This window comes from Nocardia caishijiensis NBRC 108228 (assembly GCF_001612825.1).
GTDB lineage: Bacteria > Actinomycetota > Actinomycetes > Mycobacteriales > Mycobacteriaceae > Nocardia > Nocardia caishijiensis.
In genome coordinates this window covers 13,807-27,126 of record NZ_BDBE01000045.1, presented here as the reverse complement: position 1 = coordinate 27,126, position 13,320 = coordinate 13,807, and the positions used below count along the sequence as shown (strand labels likewise).

The 13,320-nt window shown below is 66.8% G+C and carries 17 protein-coding genes and 1 tRNA gene; 11 read left to right on the top strand and 7 right to left on the bottom strand.

Annotated features, from left to right (window positions below):
- Window positions 1-12 precede the first annotated feature (12 nt).
- The 5 genes from NC7_RS24910 (at window position 13) to NC7_RS24890 (ending at window position 2,700) form a co-directional block, all read left to right on the top strand.
- Window positions 13-846 (top strand): alpha/beta fold hydrolase, encoded by an 834-nt coding sequence (locus tag NC7_RS24910; RefSeq protein WP_067987283.1) that lies wholly within the window; start codon window positions 13-15, stop codon window positions 844-846.
- A gap of 105 nt (window positions 847-951) precedes the next feature.
- Window positions 952-1,188, top strand: a complete 237-nt coding sequence (locus NC7_RS24905; protein ID WP_022565839.1) for an MbtH family protein — start codon at window positions 952-954, stop codon at window positions 1,186-1,188.
- A gap of 127 nt (window positions 1,189-1,315) precedes the next feature.
- A tRNA-Thr gene (locus tag NC7_RS24900) sits at window positions 1,316-1,387 on the top strand.
- A gap of 66 nt (window positions 1,388-1,453) precedes the next feature.
- The gene (locus NC7_RS24895; RefSeq protein ID WP_157102166.1) at window positions 1,454-1,843 is read left to right on the top strand and encodes a contact-dependent growth inhibition system immunity protein; all 390 of its coding nucleotides are present in this window, start codon (window positions 1,454-1,456) and stop codon (window positions 1,841-1,843) included.
- Window positions 1,844-1,950: 107 nt separating this feature from the next.
- On the top strand, window positions 1,951-2,700 hold the full coding sequence (locus NC7_RS24890; protein WP_067987278.1) for an SDR family NAD(P)-dependent oxidoreductase: 750 nt from the start codon (window positions 1,951-1,953) through the stop codon (window positions 2,698-2,700).
- Window positions 2,701-2,710: 10 nt separating this feature from the next.
- Here the strand turns inward: NC7_RS24890 and NC7_RS24885 are convergent, their stop codons facing one another.
- The 5 genes from NC7_RS24885 to NC7_RS24865 all read right to left on the bottom strand — a co-directional run bounded on the left by NC7_RS24885 (window position 2,711) and on the right by NC7_RS24865 (window position 6,288).
- A complete protein-coding gene (locus NC7_RS24885; protein ID WP_067987274.1) occupies window positions 2,711-3,466 on the bottom strand; it encodes an ESX secretion-associated protein EspG in 756 nt (251 codons plus the stop codon).
- Window positions 3,463-4,797, bottom strand: coding sequence for a hypothetical protein (locus tag NC7_RS24880; RefSeq protein WP_067987271.1), 1,335 nt, complete (start codon window positions 4,795-4,797; stop codon window positions 3,463-3,465). Before NC7_RS24880 ends, NC7_RS24885 begins: the two co-directional genes overlap by 4 nt.
- Before the next feature lie 14 nt (window positions 4,798-4,811).
- A complete protein-coding gene (locus tag NC7_RS24875) occupies window positions 4,812-5,204 on the bottom strand; it encodes a hypothetical protein (RefSeq protein WP_067987268.1) in 393 nt (130 codons plus the stop codon).
- A 26-nt stretch (window positions 5,205-5,230) separates the two neighbouring features.
- A complete protein-coding gene (locus tag NC7_RS24870) occupies window positions 5,231-5,752 on the bottom strand; it encodes a DUF3558 domain-containing protein (RefSeq protein ID WP_067987267.1) in 522 nt (173 codons plus the stop codon).
- A 110-nt stretch (window positions 5,753-5,862) separates the two neighbouring features.
- Window positions 5,863-6,288, bottom strand: a complete 426-nt coding sequence (locus NC7_RS24865) for an HIT family protein (RefSeq protein WP_067987264.1) — start codon at window positions 6,286-6,288, stop codon at window positions 5,863-5,865.
- Between the two features lie 331 nt (window positions 6,289-6,619).
- Here NC7_RS24865 and NC7_RS24860 point away from each other — a divergent pair, with 331 nt between their 5' ends.
- On the top strand, window positions 6,620-7,213 hold the full coding sequence (locus NC7_RS24860) for a hypothetical protein (protein ID WP_157102165.1): 594 nt from the start codon (window positions 6,620-6,622) through the stop codon (window positions 7,211-7,213).
- Between the two features lies 1 nt (window position 7,214).
- Here NC7_RS24860 and NC7_RS24855 read toward each other — a convergent pair whose 3' ends face one another.
- Window positions 7,215-7,592: a PH domain-containing protein gene (locus tag NC7_RS24855; RefSeq protein WP_067987258.1), complete on the bottom strand. Its 378-nt coding sequence runs from the start codon at window positions 7,590-7,592 to the stop codon at window positions 7,215-7,217.
- Window positions 7,593-7,731: 139 nt separating this feature from the next.
- Between NC7_RS24855 and purD the strand changes: the two genes are divergently transcribed.
- From purD to NC7_RS24845, 3 genes are all read left to right on the top strand, one after another.
- A complete protein-coding gene (gene purD / locus NC7_RS24850) occupies window positions 7,732-9,012 on the top strand; it encodes a phosphoribosylamine--glycine ligase (protein WP_067987255.1) in 1,281 nt (426 codons plus the stop codon).
- Between the two features lie 89 nt (window positions 9,013-9,101).
- Entirely contained in the window at window positions 9,102-9,317 is a 216-nt protein-coding gene (locus NC7_RS28720) for an Rpn family recombination-promoting nuclease/putative transposase (protein ID WP_084458776.1), read from the top strand.
- Window positions 9,318-9,393: 76 nt separating this feature from the next.
- Window positions 9,394-9,873 carry an RpnC/YadD family protein gene (locus NC7_RS24845; protein ID WP_067987253.1) on the top strand — a complete coding sequence of 160 codons (480 nt, stop codon included), beginning with the start codon at window positions 9,394-9,396 and terminating at the stop codon, window positions 9,871-9,873.
- 2 nt (window positions 9,874-9,875) lie between these two features.
- On the opposite strand, the gene NC7_RS24840 is transcribed toward NC7_RS24845, so the two are convergent.
- A complete protein-coding gene (locus tag NC7_RS24840) occupies window positions 9,876-10,751 on the bottom strand; it encodes a M23 family metallopeptidase (protein WP_407940372.1) in 876 nt (291 codons plus the stop codon).
- A gap of 673 nt (window positions 10,752-11,424) precedes the next feature.
- Here NC7_RS24840 and NC7_RS24835 point away from each other — a divergent pair.
- Window positions 11,425-12,555 carry a pyridoxal phosphate-dependent aminotransferase gene (locus NC7_RS24835; RefSeq protein ID WP_067987250.1) on the top strand — a complete coding sequence of 377 codons (1,131 nt, stop codon included), beginning with the start codon at window positions 11,425-11,427 and terminating at the stop codon, window positions 12,553-12,555.
- 111 nt (window positions 12,556-12,666) lie between these two features.
- Complete coding sequence (locus tag NC7_RS24830; protein ID WP_067492301.1) at window positions 12,667-13,320, top strand: TetR/AcrR family transcriptional regulator; 654 nt, start codon at window positions 12,667-12,669, stop codon at window positions 13,318-13,320.

Below are 13,320 nucleotides of genomic sequence, written 5' to 3'. Positions count from 1 at the left end.
AAGGTTTCCCCCATGCCACTGGCCACGGTGAACGGCATCGCACTGAATTATCAGGTCAAGGGCGACCGTACCAAGGGCACCGACGTCAAGGGCGGCGGTCCGCTGGTGGTGTTGATCATGGGGACCGGTTCGCCCGGACGGGTCTGGGAACTGCACCAGGTGCCCGCGCTGATCGCGGCCGGATACCGCGTGTGCACCTTCGACAACCGGGGCATCGCGCCGTCCCACGAGGCCGAGGGCGGTATGCGCATCGAGGAACTGGTCGCCGACACCGCCGCGCTGATCGAACTCCTCGACGAGGGCCCGGCGCTGGTCGCGGGCACGTCGATGGGTGCGCGGGTGGCTCAGGAATTGGCGCTGGCCCGCCCCGATCTGGTGCGCAAGGCCGTGTTCATGGCCGGTCACGGTCGCCTCGACCAGTTCCAGAAGACCCTCTCCGCCGGTGAGCAGGACCTCGACACCGCGGGCGTGCGACTGCCCGCCAAGTTCGAGGCGGCCGTCACCGCGGTGATGAACCTGTCCCCGGCGACCATGGCCGACCGCAACGCCGCCCGCGACTGGCTCGACCTGTTCGAATTCACCGGCGGACCGGCCACCGCCGGAATCCGCGCCCAGCGCGCCATGGACCACGACTTCGACCGCCTCGCCGCCTACCGCGCGATCACCGTGCCCTGCCTGGCGATCGGTTTCGCCGACGACCGGATGATCCCGCCGTACCTGTCGCGCGAGGTCGCCGAGGCCATCCCCGGCGCCCGGTACCAGGAGATCCCCGACGCGGGTCACTTCGGCTACCTCGAGCGGCCCGAGGCCGTGAACAAGATCCTGCTCGATTTCTTCGCGAGCTGAGGTAACCGCCTACGCGTAACGTATCCCTTGCTAGGGTCGACATAACGCTCGGGGCTCGAAGGCCTCAGCGATCCCGTACACAGCGCCAGTATCCAGTGAGGTGAAATGAGCACCAACCCCTTCGACGACGAGGACGGCCGCTTCTTCGTTCTGGTCAACGATGAAGAGCAGCACTCCCTGTGGCCCGCGTTCGCGGAGGTCCCGGCGGGTTGGCGCGTCGTGTTCGGCGAAGAAAGCCGGGCCGCGTGCGTCGAGTATGTCGAGAAGAACTGGACCGACATGCGTCCCAAGAGTCTGCGTGACGCCATGGCCGCCGACGATGCGGCACGCGCCCAGTCCTGACCGGTACCTTTTCGATACTGCGCCGGGACTCACTCGCTGAGCGCCGCCGCGTGACACCGAACTCGGTGTCACGCGGCGCACGCGCCCAGCTATGATGGTCGCTGCCCTCCGGGGCTCATCAGTACCCGCCTCCTTAGCTCAGTGGTAGAGCACCGCTCTTGTAAAGCGAAGGTCGTCAGTTCAATCCTGACAGGGGGCTCTTCCCGCCCTGGCCCGAAGTTCGGGTCAGGGCTTCGTCTTGCGAGGCCGACCCTGTGCTCGGTCTGTGGGAGGTAAAGAAATCCGACGCACCATCGAGCAGGTGGAGGGAATCTGGCCCCCGCCGGATCGCGATGCCACACGACTGATGCGACGGGTGAGCGAGCTGCGGTGTGCGCCGATCTCCGAGCTCGAGGTCGAGGATTTGCGACTTCTGGTCGGGCAGCGTGTCGGTCTTCCTGTCATTCTCACCCGGGTTCTCGAGGAGCTCGAACGGAATCCGCTGGCATCGGGGGACATGTATCCCGGCGACCTGTTGGTGAACGTCTTGCGGAAAGCCGGTCCCGATCTCGACCCTTCCCAGCGACGGCGGCTCCGAGCTGTCGCCGAGCGCGCTCAGCGAAACGATGCCGAGGCGACGCCCGCGGAGGTCTCGGAACTACTTCGACTGCTCTGACCGCGCCGGTTAGGTGCGCGCTGCCGCCGGGGCGATTCGCTGTCTACTGTGACAGGGTGAGTTCGTCCTGATTCATCGGTGCGGTAGCGACGGGATGGAGGATCGGCATGGCTGTGTACGAGGTGGGGAACCGGTCGGCTGTGGTGAGTGGGGCGGGGTCGGGGATCGGGCGGGCGGTGGCGCTCGGGCTGGCGGGGAACGGGGCGTCGGTGGTGGTGTTCGATCTGAACGAGGGAGCGGCGCGGGAGGTCGCCGACGAGATCGTGGTCAACGGGGGGACGGCCGTCGCCGTGGCGGGAGACGCGGCCGACCCGGGGGATGTGGCCAGGAGTGTGGCGGCGGCGCAGGAGATGTTGCCCCTGGGGATCGCGGTGAACAACGCGGGGATCACGGGGGAGCGCAACGCGATCGGTGACTATTCGATCGAGGGGTGGCGCAAGGTGATGGCGGTGAATCTGGACTCGGTGTTCTACGGGATGCGCGAGCAACTGCCGGTGCTCGCGGCCAACGGCGGCGGGGCGATCGTGAACATGGCCTCGATCCTGGCCAGTGTCGGAAACCCGGAATACGCGGGATATGTCACCGCCAAACACGCCCTGCTCGGTCTGACGAAGAACGGTGCGCTCGAATACGCCCGGCGCAACGTCCGTGTGAACGCCGTCGGTCCCGGCTACATCCGCACCCCACTTCTGGCCGACGACCCCGAGACCACGAAATTCCTGGAAGACAAGCACCCGATCGGCCGCCTCGGCACCCCGGAAGAGGTCGCCAACCTGGTCCTGTTCCTGGCCAGCGACGCCGCCGGCTTCATCACCGGTAGCTACCACCTGGTGGACGGTGGTTACACCGCGCAGTGAAAGTGACTGCCTACCACGCTGACTGGCGTTGATTCGCGGTCGCGCGAGTGACGAGGTCCTGTAGTTCGTTGTTCAGGTGGTCGGAGGTGAGCGGGTGGGCCGAGACGCGGTCGGCGTCTCGGAGGAGGTAGCGGCCGTCCTCGACATAGTCGATGACCTGGAGCGTGGTGCCGCCCTCCTGCCAGCCGTCCAGTGCCGGTCCGGTGTCCACACGGAATTCGGCGTAGGTGCGGAACGGGCGTTTCAGGAAGGCGAGGGCGTGTTCGGAGGGGGTGCGGCGGCGCGCGTAAGGGTCGGGGGTGGTGGTGAATTCGTCGCGGTGCAGATCGAAGCCGGGGGACGAGCCCGGGGGAACCGTCGGCAGGATCGCGACCAGCCGCTGGGTGACGGTGCGGGCGGATCGCAGGTAGATGAGGATGTTGCCGCCCTGGCCGTATTCGGGGCCGGGGAGTTGGGCCGCGACCGTCCCGTTGGTGGATTCGGTTGTCGCGCAGGCCCGGATCATGCGGGTGCGGCCGTCGAAACGGTGACCGAACAATTCGACCCGGACTTCCGGATGCGCCAGCGCGTGCAGGGCGTGGTAGAGCGACTCGTCGTCGCCGATCTTGGCGATGAGGGAGTCGGCGGCGACCCGGCACTCCCGGTCGAACTCGGCCTGGGTTTCCACGCCGGTGGTGAAGGTCAGCGGCCACGGCATCCGGTCGCGGCCGAGAGTTTCCCAGGCGACCCAGAATTCGAACTGGGTGAGTTCCCAGTTGTCGGTCATGCGTCGCCACCGATGACCGGCGGAACATGTGCTCGGTCCGGACCGAGCAGTTCCTCGTGCACGCCGCGCAGATAGTCGGGCGCCGAGTGCTCGTTCTCCTCGTCCTTGCCGCCGCGCGCGCCCGGTGCGCCCATGCCACCCATTCCGGGCATCCCCGCCCGGCCCGACCCGCCCGCTGACGCGGCGAGCTTCTGACCGGCCCCGGCGCCGGGCGCCGCACCGCCCGCGCCGGGGAGGGAGCTGCCCGCGCCGGGAACGCTGGGGCTGCCGCCACCGCCACCCGCGCCCCCGCCCGTGCCAAGGCCGTTCGGTGTGGTGCCCGCGGGTGTGGTCGTCGCCGGTGTCGTGGCGGGCGCTGAGGCGGGTGTGGTGTCCTCGGGCGTCGTGGCGGCGGGGTCGTCCGTCGACGGCGAGGAATCGTCGCCGCTGTCGTCGTCGCCCGGATCGGTGGTGGTCGGGTCTTCCGGCTCGCTGATGTTGGCCGGGTTCGTGCCGGGGGCGCCATTCGAGTTGTTGTTGTTGTCGTTGGTGTTTCCGCCACCGGGACCGGCACCGGGATCGCCGTTCGCCGGATCATCCTGCTGGGGGTTGGCCGGTTGCGGCACCTTGGGAACCTGGGTGTCGGCCTGTTCGGCGACCGGTTTGTACACGGTCTGCATGACCTGGCGGGCGGCGGCTTGGGCTGCCTCGGCTCGGCCCGCGCTCTGGCTGTCGATGATCAGGCCGGTGACAGGAGAAAGCACCGAGACAACCGTGCCGAGCACGGTGTCACCCTGATTCTCGGATTCGTGCGGCACCGAGTACTTGACCTGCTGCAAACCGGAGCGAGCCTCGTCCATCTTGTTGGCGATCAGCTTGGCCGCCTGGTCGACCTTGTGGATGTCGGCGAGGTACGCCTTCGTGCTGGCCAGCGCCTGAGTGGCGGCGCTCCCGGCCCAGCCCCGCTCCATTTCCTTGCTGATGTTGTCGTGGAAGGCGGTCGCTTTGGCCGTGGTGTCGGTCGCCAACTGGTTCCAACCCTGGATGCTGGTGCTCAGCTGACCCACATCGATCGATTCGACGAATTGCATGATGCGGGAATGCGACATGTCGACGAAGCTTTCCATCACCGGCGGCACCACCTGCTGGGTGTATTCACCGGAGAACCCGGAAGCCAGCGCCTGGTTCTGGGCATAGAGTCGCGTCCGCTCCGAGTTTCCGTCCGCCTGCGCGTCCAGCTCGGACTGCGTCGGCGCGATATCGGAATCGAACAGCGAACCAACGCGCTCCGTGACGGTGCTCGCGAAGGTGCTCGGATTCGAGAGCCCTACCAGAAAACTTCCGAACGACATGTTTCCCCCAGTTGTCAGTCGAGCTTGTTGGTCTGCTGCTTGATCGCCTGCTGAGAGGCTTCGTCGCAGGCTTGGAAGGCGGCGCCAGCTTTGCGGTACATATCGGCCATCGCCTTGAGAATCTCCTGGTGCTGGCGGATCGCCTCTGTGTACGAGCCGCTACCCGGCCCACCCTGTGCCAGCTGAAAGAACTTGTCGCCGAGTTCAGCCGCCGAGTTGAGGTCTCCGAATGAATCGACGAAGACCATCGATTTCGCCCGCTGGCTGAGCGCATCGAGTTCGGTGATGTAGTCGTCGCACCATTTCGCACAACGTTCAGCTGCGTCGTGCTCTATTATCAAGCGGCCACCGGCCGCCTCACCGGCCAGTCTCTGGAACTCTTTGGCCGTCTCATTCGCCTCTGCCATGGAAAACTCCCTCGGATCTGACGTTGCTACTTCGGAAGCACTTCAACGAAGTGCGGGGCAGCATTGTTCAGAACCAGACATGGATCAACCGTCGAATCGCTGCTGGAGGCCTTACTCGATTGCAGGGTTATGGTGCCTTGGCCGGACGCGAAGACCAGCCCGCATTCCTCCGGTGGATTTCTGTCTCCGATCAGGTATTGGCTGCCTGCTCGCCCCTCGACAGTCACCTCCTGGAAATCGCGAAGGAGGGTGTTCTCCCGAAACTTCTCCATCGTGTAGGTGGTCGAGAAGATCGAGATGAAGAAGTCGCTGGCACGCCATCCGCACCCCTTCCACTCAGCCCTCGGCACCGAGAACGGATTGTCGTCCTTGGACGCGGGATCAGCCCCCGCCGCGACCAACGCACTCTCCGGCACCGTGCACGGATCGAACAACTGCTCCTTCGTGAGCGGAGCCCCACTCACCTCGGGCTGCCCGTCCACACTCTGCCCACACCCGGAGAGCACGAGCACAACGCCCACCCCCGCGGCGAACCCCACCAGTCGCATCGTCTCTCCTCTTCGCACAGAACCACTCGATATCTTTGGACGCACGCCACCCCACTTCGGTTCCATCCGCTGTGCGGTGATGCCCGCGTGGAGGCGGGCACCGGAGGCGATCAGTCCGGGACGTTGGCGCCGTAGCCCAGGTCGCGGAGGGCGGCTTTGATCTTGGATTGGGCTTCGTCGAGGGATTCGGTGGTGGGGGAGGGGTCGGCTCCTGAGATGTCGAAGTTGCCCATGGAGTAGGCGGGGAAGACGTGGGTGTGCAGGTGGGGGACCTCGAGACCGGCGATGAGCAGGCCTGCGCGCGGGGCGTCGAAGGCGGCGCGCACGGCTCGGCCGATCTTCTGGGCGACCCCGGTGAGGCGGGCCATCACGGCGGGGTCGATGTCCTGCCACTGGTCTATCTCGGCGCGGGGCACCACGAGGGTGTGGCCCTGGGTGACTGGGGCGATGGTGAGGAAGGCGACGAATTCGTCGTCCTCCCAGACGAACCGACCCGGAATCTGACCTGCGATGATCGCGCTGAAAACGGATGCCATAGAGCGAGCCTAATGCGCCTCGGGCGCCCCCGACGGCTGACGTCGAGAGCGAGTGGTCACCTCCCGGTGTTGTCTGCCAGGCCAACATCGATCTGCGACGCACCCCGGCTCGGGTTGGTTCGCGGTCGGGTGTCAAGGGCGTGGTCATGGGGCCGCATGAGTGCTCGGGCAGGTGGCCCGCGACGGATCGACCGCCGAGCATCGCCTGACGGGTCGACGGTCCTGCATTACAGTACTGTCGGCACGATTATGGCGGGGAGGTTCGCTTGCCAGATGTACACGCTGGTGAATGAGAGTTCGGCGAACGGAAATACGGAGCATCGGCATAACGATGGAACAGTCTGATCCCCAGCGGCCACCTCTGCCGATGGTTTGGAAAATTCCGATATCGGTGGCCACGGTCGCGACGCTCGCTAGCTGCGCATGGTTTTTGTGGGCGTGCTACAAGGTTTTCGATGATGACGAGGTCGAGTTTTGGGCAGGGGTGGCCGCTGCCGTTCCGATCATGGTGTGGCTCGTAATGTCGATCATTTCTGCCCTGCGGTATTCGGGGTGGTGGCGCTGGAGTTCGGTTCTGCCGCTGTGCGTGATCATCACCGTGTTGCTGACCGAGTTCTATGTACCTGGTCGAATCGGCTGGAAGATGTCGCGAGGTGATATGGAAAGTGCCGCAGCCGAATGTGAAAGACTGGGCTCCCAGTACAGGGATGCGACGTCCGGCGACCCCGCCGCACTGATCGGGCAGTATGAATTCCACCATGTAGAAGACGAGCCGGACGGAGAATGTGAGTTTCATTTTCCGAAGGGCTATCAGGGTGTCGGCAACGGGTTTATTTATGTCCCCTCCGGCCGAAATCCGGACGGAAGTGGTAGTGGTGATACAAGTTATGTCCACTTGGGTGGATACTGGTATTACTACAAGTGACTCACACGGCGACGTAGTGGGACAGGATGGCCTGTACCTCGTAGATGTCGACCTGACGGTTGAATCGCTGCTTCACCGGGTCGTGGCTGCCGCTGAGCCAGATGTAGAGCTCGGCGTCGAGGTCGAAGGTGCCCGCTGTTTCGACGGCGAAGTGGGTGATCGACCGGTACGGGATGCTGTGGTAGCTCACCTTGCGGCCGGTGACGCCCTGTTTGTCGATCAGGATGAGACGGCGGTTGGTGAACAACATCGCGTCGCGGACCAGGATGTAAGCGGCGTACACCTGCTCGCCCTGGCCGAACAGTTTGGCGTACTCCTGCTGGGCGGCGGCGGGGTCGATGCGACCCGCGTTGCCCATCATGCCGTCGAGCAAGCCCACGATCGTCCCCCGCTTCCGCCGTTGGTTCCATTGTGGCCCAAGCCGACCCGATACGGCCAGGGTGAACTGTGGTGAACGGGCAGATGTCGGGATCAGGGGGTCGCGAGTGGGCGCGCGGCGGCGCGACTAATCTGTTGCGGTGCGCGTACTCGTCATCGGTTCCGGAGCCCGTGAACATGCCCTCGTCCTGGCCCTGCGCCGGGATCCGTCGGTCACGGCGGTGATCGCTGCCCCGGGAAACCCGGGTATCGGCCAGCAGGCGGAGCTGCGGCCGGTTGATCCCTGCTCGGCCGAGGACGTGACCGCGCTGGCCCGAGAGGTCGCCGCCGACCTGGTGGTGATCGGGCCCGAGGTGCCGCTGGTGCTCGGCGTGGCCGACGCGGTGCGCGCGGCCGGGATCCCCGTGTTCGGCCCGTCGGCCGACGCGGCGCGGATCGAGGGGTCGAAGGCGTTCGCCAAGGATGTGATGGCGGCGGCTGGTGTGCGGACCGCGCACAGCGAGATCGTCGACAACCCGGCCGACCTGGATGCCGCGCTCGACCGCTTCGGCCCCACCTGGGTGGTCAAGGACGACGGCCTGGCCGCGGGCAAGGGTGTTGTGGTGACCGCCGATCGCCGGGCTGCCCGCGATCACGGCGCCGAGCTGCTCGAGCAGGGGCATCCGGTGCTGCTGGAGTCGTTCCTCGACGGGCCGGAGGTGTCGCTGTTCTGCCTGGTCGACGGCGAGACCGTGGTACCGCTGCTGCCCGCCCAGGATCACAAGCGCGTCGGTGACGGTGACGCGGGCCCCAACACCGGCGGCATGGGCGCCTACACCCCGCTGCCGTGGCTGCCCGCCGAGACGCTCACCGAGATCGTCGACGATGTCGTGAAACCCGTTGCGGCCGAACTGGTTCGGCGTGGCAGCGGGTTCTCCGGGCTGCTGTACGCCGGTCTGGCGGTCGGCACGAACGGTCCAGCCGTCGTCGAATTCAACTGCCGCTTCGGCGATCCCGAGACCCAGGCGGTGCTCGCACTGCTCGACAGCCCGTTCGCCGAACTGCTGCACGCCACCGCAACCGGCCGACTCGCGGAGGTCGAACCGCCGCGCTGGAAGGACGGTGCGGCGATCACGGTCGTTCTCGCCGCCGAGAACTACCCGGCCCGCCCGCGCACCGGCGATGTCATCACCGGCGCCGAGGAAGGCGCCCTCGACGGCGACACCCTCGTCCTGCACGCGGGCACGGCCCTGCGCGAGGACAAGGCCCTCCTCTCGGCCGGTGGCCGCGTCCTCAATGTCGTCGGCATCGGCGAAAACCTGGCCGAGGCCCGCGAACGCGCCTACGCCCGCCTCGCCAAGATCAAGCTCCCCGGCAGTCACTTCCGCACCGACATCGGCGCCACCGAAGTCGTTGTCCCGGAACGGGCGTCCGCCGAGTAGGCGTGAAAGCTATTTACGGGCAACACTATTCACGGTAGCTCTCGCCTGGCCGGATTGGTTTTGCCACACCGTCGGCGTACGGTGTGGCAATGCCTGAGCGGCCGACGAGCCCGCATGACGCGCTGTGCCGTCGTATTCTCGGCCAGCCCGAGAACGCGACGGCCGAGCTTCGTTCCGCATTGCCGGAAGCCTTTGTCGTGCAGGCGGATTGGTCGACCTTGCGGGCGCTGCCGTCCGGTTTCGTTTCCGATCATCTCGACCCCCGGTATGGCGACATGCTCTTCTCGGTGGAGGTCGATGGCTAGGGAACATACAGAGCTGTCCGAACTTTTCGGACTCACGCCGAGCGTTCGAAAGTCTCTCGGTGACCTCGTTCCGAGGATGCGCTATCTGGTCGACGATATCGCCGCCACCGATCTCGCGGCCTTGCGCAAGCGTGAGATGACTCCCGCCGTCGTGGTGCTGCTGTACGTCCTGTCGGTGGCGCCGGGTCGTACCGACGCGGGCGAGCGGTTGTTGCCGCTGGTCGACGACATTTCGGCGATGTTCGCTGCCCCGAATGGGCACCGTGACCTGCGGGCGGTGGTGGAGTACATTATGACTGTCAGCGAGACGAATCCATCGAGTCTGAATCCGCTGCTCGATCGACTCGAGCCGCAGGTAAGGGAGGCTGTCGTGACTACCGCTGAAATGTTGGAGGTTCGGGGCGCGGCGAAGACACTGCTTCGTCAGCTGGATCGTAAGTTCGGCACGCCGTCCGAGGCGACGATCGCGCGGGTGCGTGCGGCCGACATGGGCGACCTCGAGCGGTGGGCCGATCAGATTCTGACGGCGGAGACGGTCGAGGAAGCGCTGGCCTGAGATCAGGTCAGGCTGAGGCCGTGGCGGGCCAGCCAGGCTTGGGGGTCGACGTGTTGGCCGTTCTGGACGATTTCGAAGTGTAGGTGGGGGCCGGTGGAGTCGCCTCGGTTGCCGATGCGCGCGATCTGCATGCCTGCGGGGACGCGTTCGCCGGGGGAGACGAAGAAGTCGTACATGTGGCCGTAGATGCTGATGGTGCCGTCGTCGTGGCGGATGCGGACCCACAGGCCGAAGCCCTGGGCGGGGCCCGCCTCCACGACGGTGCCATCGGCGACCGCGTAGATGGGGCTGCCGATGGGGCCGGCGATGTCGATGCCGCGGTGCATGGTTCCCCAGCGTGAACCGAAGCCGGAGGTGAACAGGCCCTTGGCGGGGAGGCTGAATCCGCCGATCGAGGGGGTGCTCGCGCCGGGAACGAGGACGCCGGGCACCACGGGGGCGCGTTCGCCCATCCAGTCCTGCCACTGGCCCGACGACGCGGCCGCCGCCTCGGCCTTGGCCCGTTCCAGGGTGGCGCGGGCCGCGGCGGCGACCACCGCGGCCTCGCGACGCTTCTCGCCGTTGTCGATGGCGACGAGCAGGCGGCGCACCGACTGCGGGTTGGGCGGGATCTGCGGGGGATAGGCGAAGGCGACACGCTGGGCCTCGCCCGGGGCGAGCGGCCGGTCGACCAGCCCGTTGAACTGTCCGTCCGACGCGACGAGCACGGCGACGACCGCGACTCCCGCGATGAGCACACGCCGCTCGATGAGCACCGCACGCACCCGCTCGCTACTCGGCCTGCGTGCCCACAGGGCCGCTGCCCGCCGAGACGGGCGCTCCCAGAACGCTTTCCGCATGTCACCGCGACGCACATCGGCCGCGATCTCCCCGAGCATCGGATGCTTCGCGACCCATGCCGCCGACCGCTCCCGCAGCGGAACCCGTGCGGGCAGGTGCTGACGCCAATCAGCCCGCAACACACGCCCGTTCATGCTCACGCGGCGAGCGGCCAAGGCGCCCAGCGTCTTCGGCGGAAGGGATATCTCCGCATCGTCGGCCGACTCCGGCTCGGTCGATTGCTCTGCGGTGATGGTCGCGGGGGTTGCGACTGGGCAGGCGGCATCGGCGGTCGGCTTTGTCGCGCGCTCGGGGTTAGTCGCCGCTTCGTCTGCCCCCACCTTGAAGGCGGTGCAGCCGATCTCGGTTGCCGCGCCGATCTCGGTGGCTGCGCGGGACTCGGTGGCTGCGCCGGACTCGGTGGCTGCGCAGGACTCGGCATCGCTGCTCCCCGGCACGGCCGTCCGGCCGCCCTGGACCTGCGCCCCATTGCTAGGACCTACAGCCGCACTCCTACCGGACGCGAGGTCGTGCACCTCGCCCGTCTCAGCTCGCCTCATACCGCCCCCCACGACCCTGCCCGGCGCCCCACTGACCGGGGCGTCGGTGCCTGCGTACTCGCTGTCGGAGCCATTGTGCCGACCATATCCGCGCAGGCGCGCGATCGGGTGATCTACCGTCTCTCGGGTGTCCAGAGAATCGCTACGATCGACCATCCCGCCCTTCTACGTGATGGATGTCTGGAAGGCGGCCGCCGAACGGGCCAGGTCACACGGTGATGTGCTGGTATTGGCGGCGGGCCAGCCGTCCACGCAGGCGCCCGCTCCGGTGTTGCGGGCGACACGGGCGGCGATCGATCACGAGCTGCTCGGCTACACCGAGACGTTCGGGATCCTGCCGCTGCGCGAGGCGATCGCGGGCCATCACAGCGAGACCTACGGCTACGATGTGCACCCCGACGAGGTGGTGGTGACCACCGGGTCGTCGGGCGCGTTCACGCTGATCTTCCTCGCCGCCTTCGACGTGGGTGACACCGTGGTGGTCGCCCGGCCCGGCTACCCGGCCTACCGCAACACACTCACCGCCCTCGGCTGCCGGGTCGTCGAACTCGACTGCGGACCGCAGACCCGTTTCCAGCCGACCGTTGCGATGCTGGAGGCGCTCGCGGAACCACCCGCCGGACTGGTGCTGGCGAGCCCGGCGAATCCGACCGGAACGATGATCGACCCGGCGGAGCTGGCGGCCATCGCCCGCTGGTGCGAAACGCACGGCACCCTGCTGATCTCCGACGAGATCTACCACGGCATAACCTACGCGGGCGCGAGCACACCGACCTCCTCGGCGTGGGAATTCTCCCGGGACGCGGTGGTGATCGGCTCGGTGTCGAAGTACTTCTCGATGACCGGGTGGCGACTGGGCTGGATGCTCGCGCCCGCCCACCTGCGTCCCGCGTTGCAGCGGCTGGCGTCGAACATGACCGTATGTCCGCCCGCGATCTCGCAGTACGCGGCGGTGCACGCCTTCGGTCCCGAGGCCAAGGAGGAACTCGACGGGCACGTGCGTCGGTACGCGACCAATCGGGCCCTACTGCTCGAGGGTTTGCCCGCGCTCGGCATCACCGATCTGGCACCGGCCGATGGCGCCTTCTACGCCTATGCCGATATCGGTCATTTGACCAGTAATTCACTGGAGTGGTGCGCGCGGGTTCTCGCCGAAACGGGAGTGGCCGTGGCACCGGGTCTCGACTTCGATACCGAGCGCGGTCTTCGCACGATTCGCTTTTCCTTCGCAGGCGCCACAAACGACATTTCCGCAGCGCTGGACCGGTTGTCAACCGTGATGTCGCACAACAACTTTCCCTAGTACGAACACATCGGTGCCGGGATGCGGTAAAACTCAGATATCCCGAATTCCCAGCTTTCCCCGATGACGATTGCGCACGGTTGAACTGATGATGACTGGCACGATGGCACGGTGACCACCGCGACGACTCCGAAAGGCGAACGACGTCGCCAGGCTCTGGTGGCGGCGGCGGCTGAACTGTTGCTCGAAGGCGGCTTCGACGCCGTGCGACATCGTTCGGTGGCCTCGAGAGCCGATCTTCCCCTCGCGTCCACCACGTACTACTTCGCCTCCCTGGAAGATCTGATCGCCAGCGCCGTCGAGTTCAGCGGCGCCCGCGAGCTCGACGCGATGCGCCGCCGCGTCGGCGATGTGAGCCACCGCCGACGCGGTACCGAGGCGACGGTCGACCTGGTGCTCGACCTGTTGGTCGGCCCCGACGACAGCGACCTGGACGCCCGTGGGCAACTGATCGCCCGCTACGAACGGTCGGTCGCCTCCGCGCGGCACCCCGAGCTACGCGAGGTGCAGCTGCGACTACGCACCCAGCTCGAAGACCTGCTCGCCGACGTGTTGCGCCGCTCCGACCGGGTGGTGCGCCCCGAGCAGTTACGCAGGCTCGTCGCCGTCGTCGACGGTGCCGTCGTCGCCGCGCTGATCGAGGGACACCCCGAACCGCGCCGCCCCGCCCGAGCCGGATTGCTCGAGATGATCGACATCGTCGCCCCGCCCGTGGTGCCCAACATGATGCCCCAGCAGGGCGAACGGGTCAGGCAACTAGACTGA

Coding starts and splice junctions, on each gene's coding strand:
- NC7_RS24910 (WP_067987283.1), top strand. CDS start 13: ATGCCACTGGCCACGGTGAACGGCATCGCACTGAATTATCAGGTCAAG.
- NC7_RS24905 (WP_022565839.1), top strand. CDS start 952: ATGAGCACCAACCCCTTCGACGACGAGGACGGCCGCTTCTTCGTTCTG.
- NC7_RS24890 (WP_067987278.1), top strand. CDS start 1,951: ATGGCTGTGTACGAGGTGGGGAACCGGTCGGCTGTGGTGAGTGGGGCG.
- NC7_RS24885 (WP_067987274.1), bottom strand. CDS start 3,466: ATGACCGACAACTGGGAACTCACCCAGTTCGAATTCTGGGTCGCCTGG.
- NC7_RS24880 (WP_067987271.1), bottom strand. CDS start 4,797: ATGTCGTTCGGAAGTTTTCTGGTAGGGCTCTCGAATCCGAGCACCTTC.
- NC7_RS24875 (WP_067987268.1), bottom strand. CDS start 5,204: ATGGCAGAGGCGAATGAGACGGCCAAAGAGTTCCAGAGACTGGCCGGT.
- NC7_RS24870 (WP_067987267.1), bottom strand. CDS start 5,752: ATGCGACTGGTGGGGTTCGCCGCGGGGGTGGGCGTTGTGCTCGTGCTC.
- NC7_RS24865 (WP_067987264.1), bottom strand. CDS start 6,288: ATGGCATCCGTTTTCAGCGCGATCATCGCAGGTCAGATTCCGGGTCGG.
- NC7_RS24860 (WP_157102165.1), top strand. CDS start 6,620: ATGGAACAGTCTGATCCCCAGCGGCCACCTCTGCCGATGGTTTGGAAA.
- NC7_RS28720 (WP_084458776.1), top strand. CDS start 9,102: ATGCCTGAGCGGCCGACGAGCCCGCATGACGCGCTGTGCCGTCGTATT.
- NC7_RS24845 (WP_067987253.1), top strand. CDS start 9,394: ATGCGCTATCTGGTCGACGATATCGCCGCCACCGATCTCGCGGCCTTG.
- NC7_RS24840 (WP_407940372.1), bottom strand. CDS start 10,751: ATGCTCGGGGAGATCGCGGCCGATGTGCGTCGCGGTGACATGCGGAAA.
- NC7_RS24835 (WP_067987250.1), top strand. CDS start 11,425: ATGGATGTCTGGAAGGCGGCCGCCGAACGGGCCAGGTCACACGGTGAT.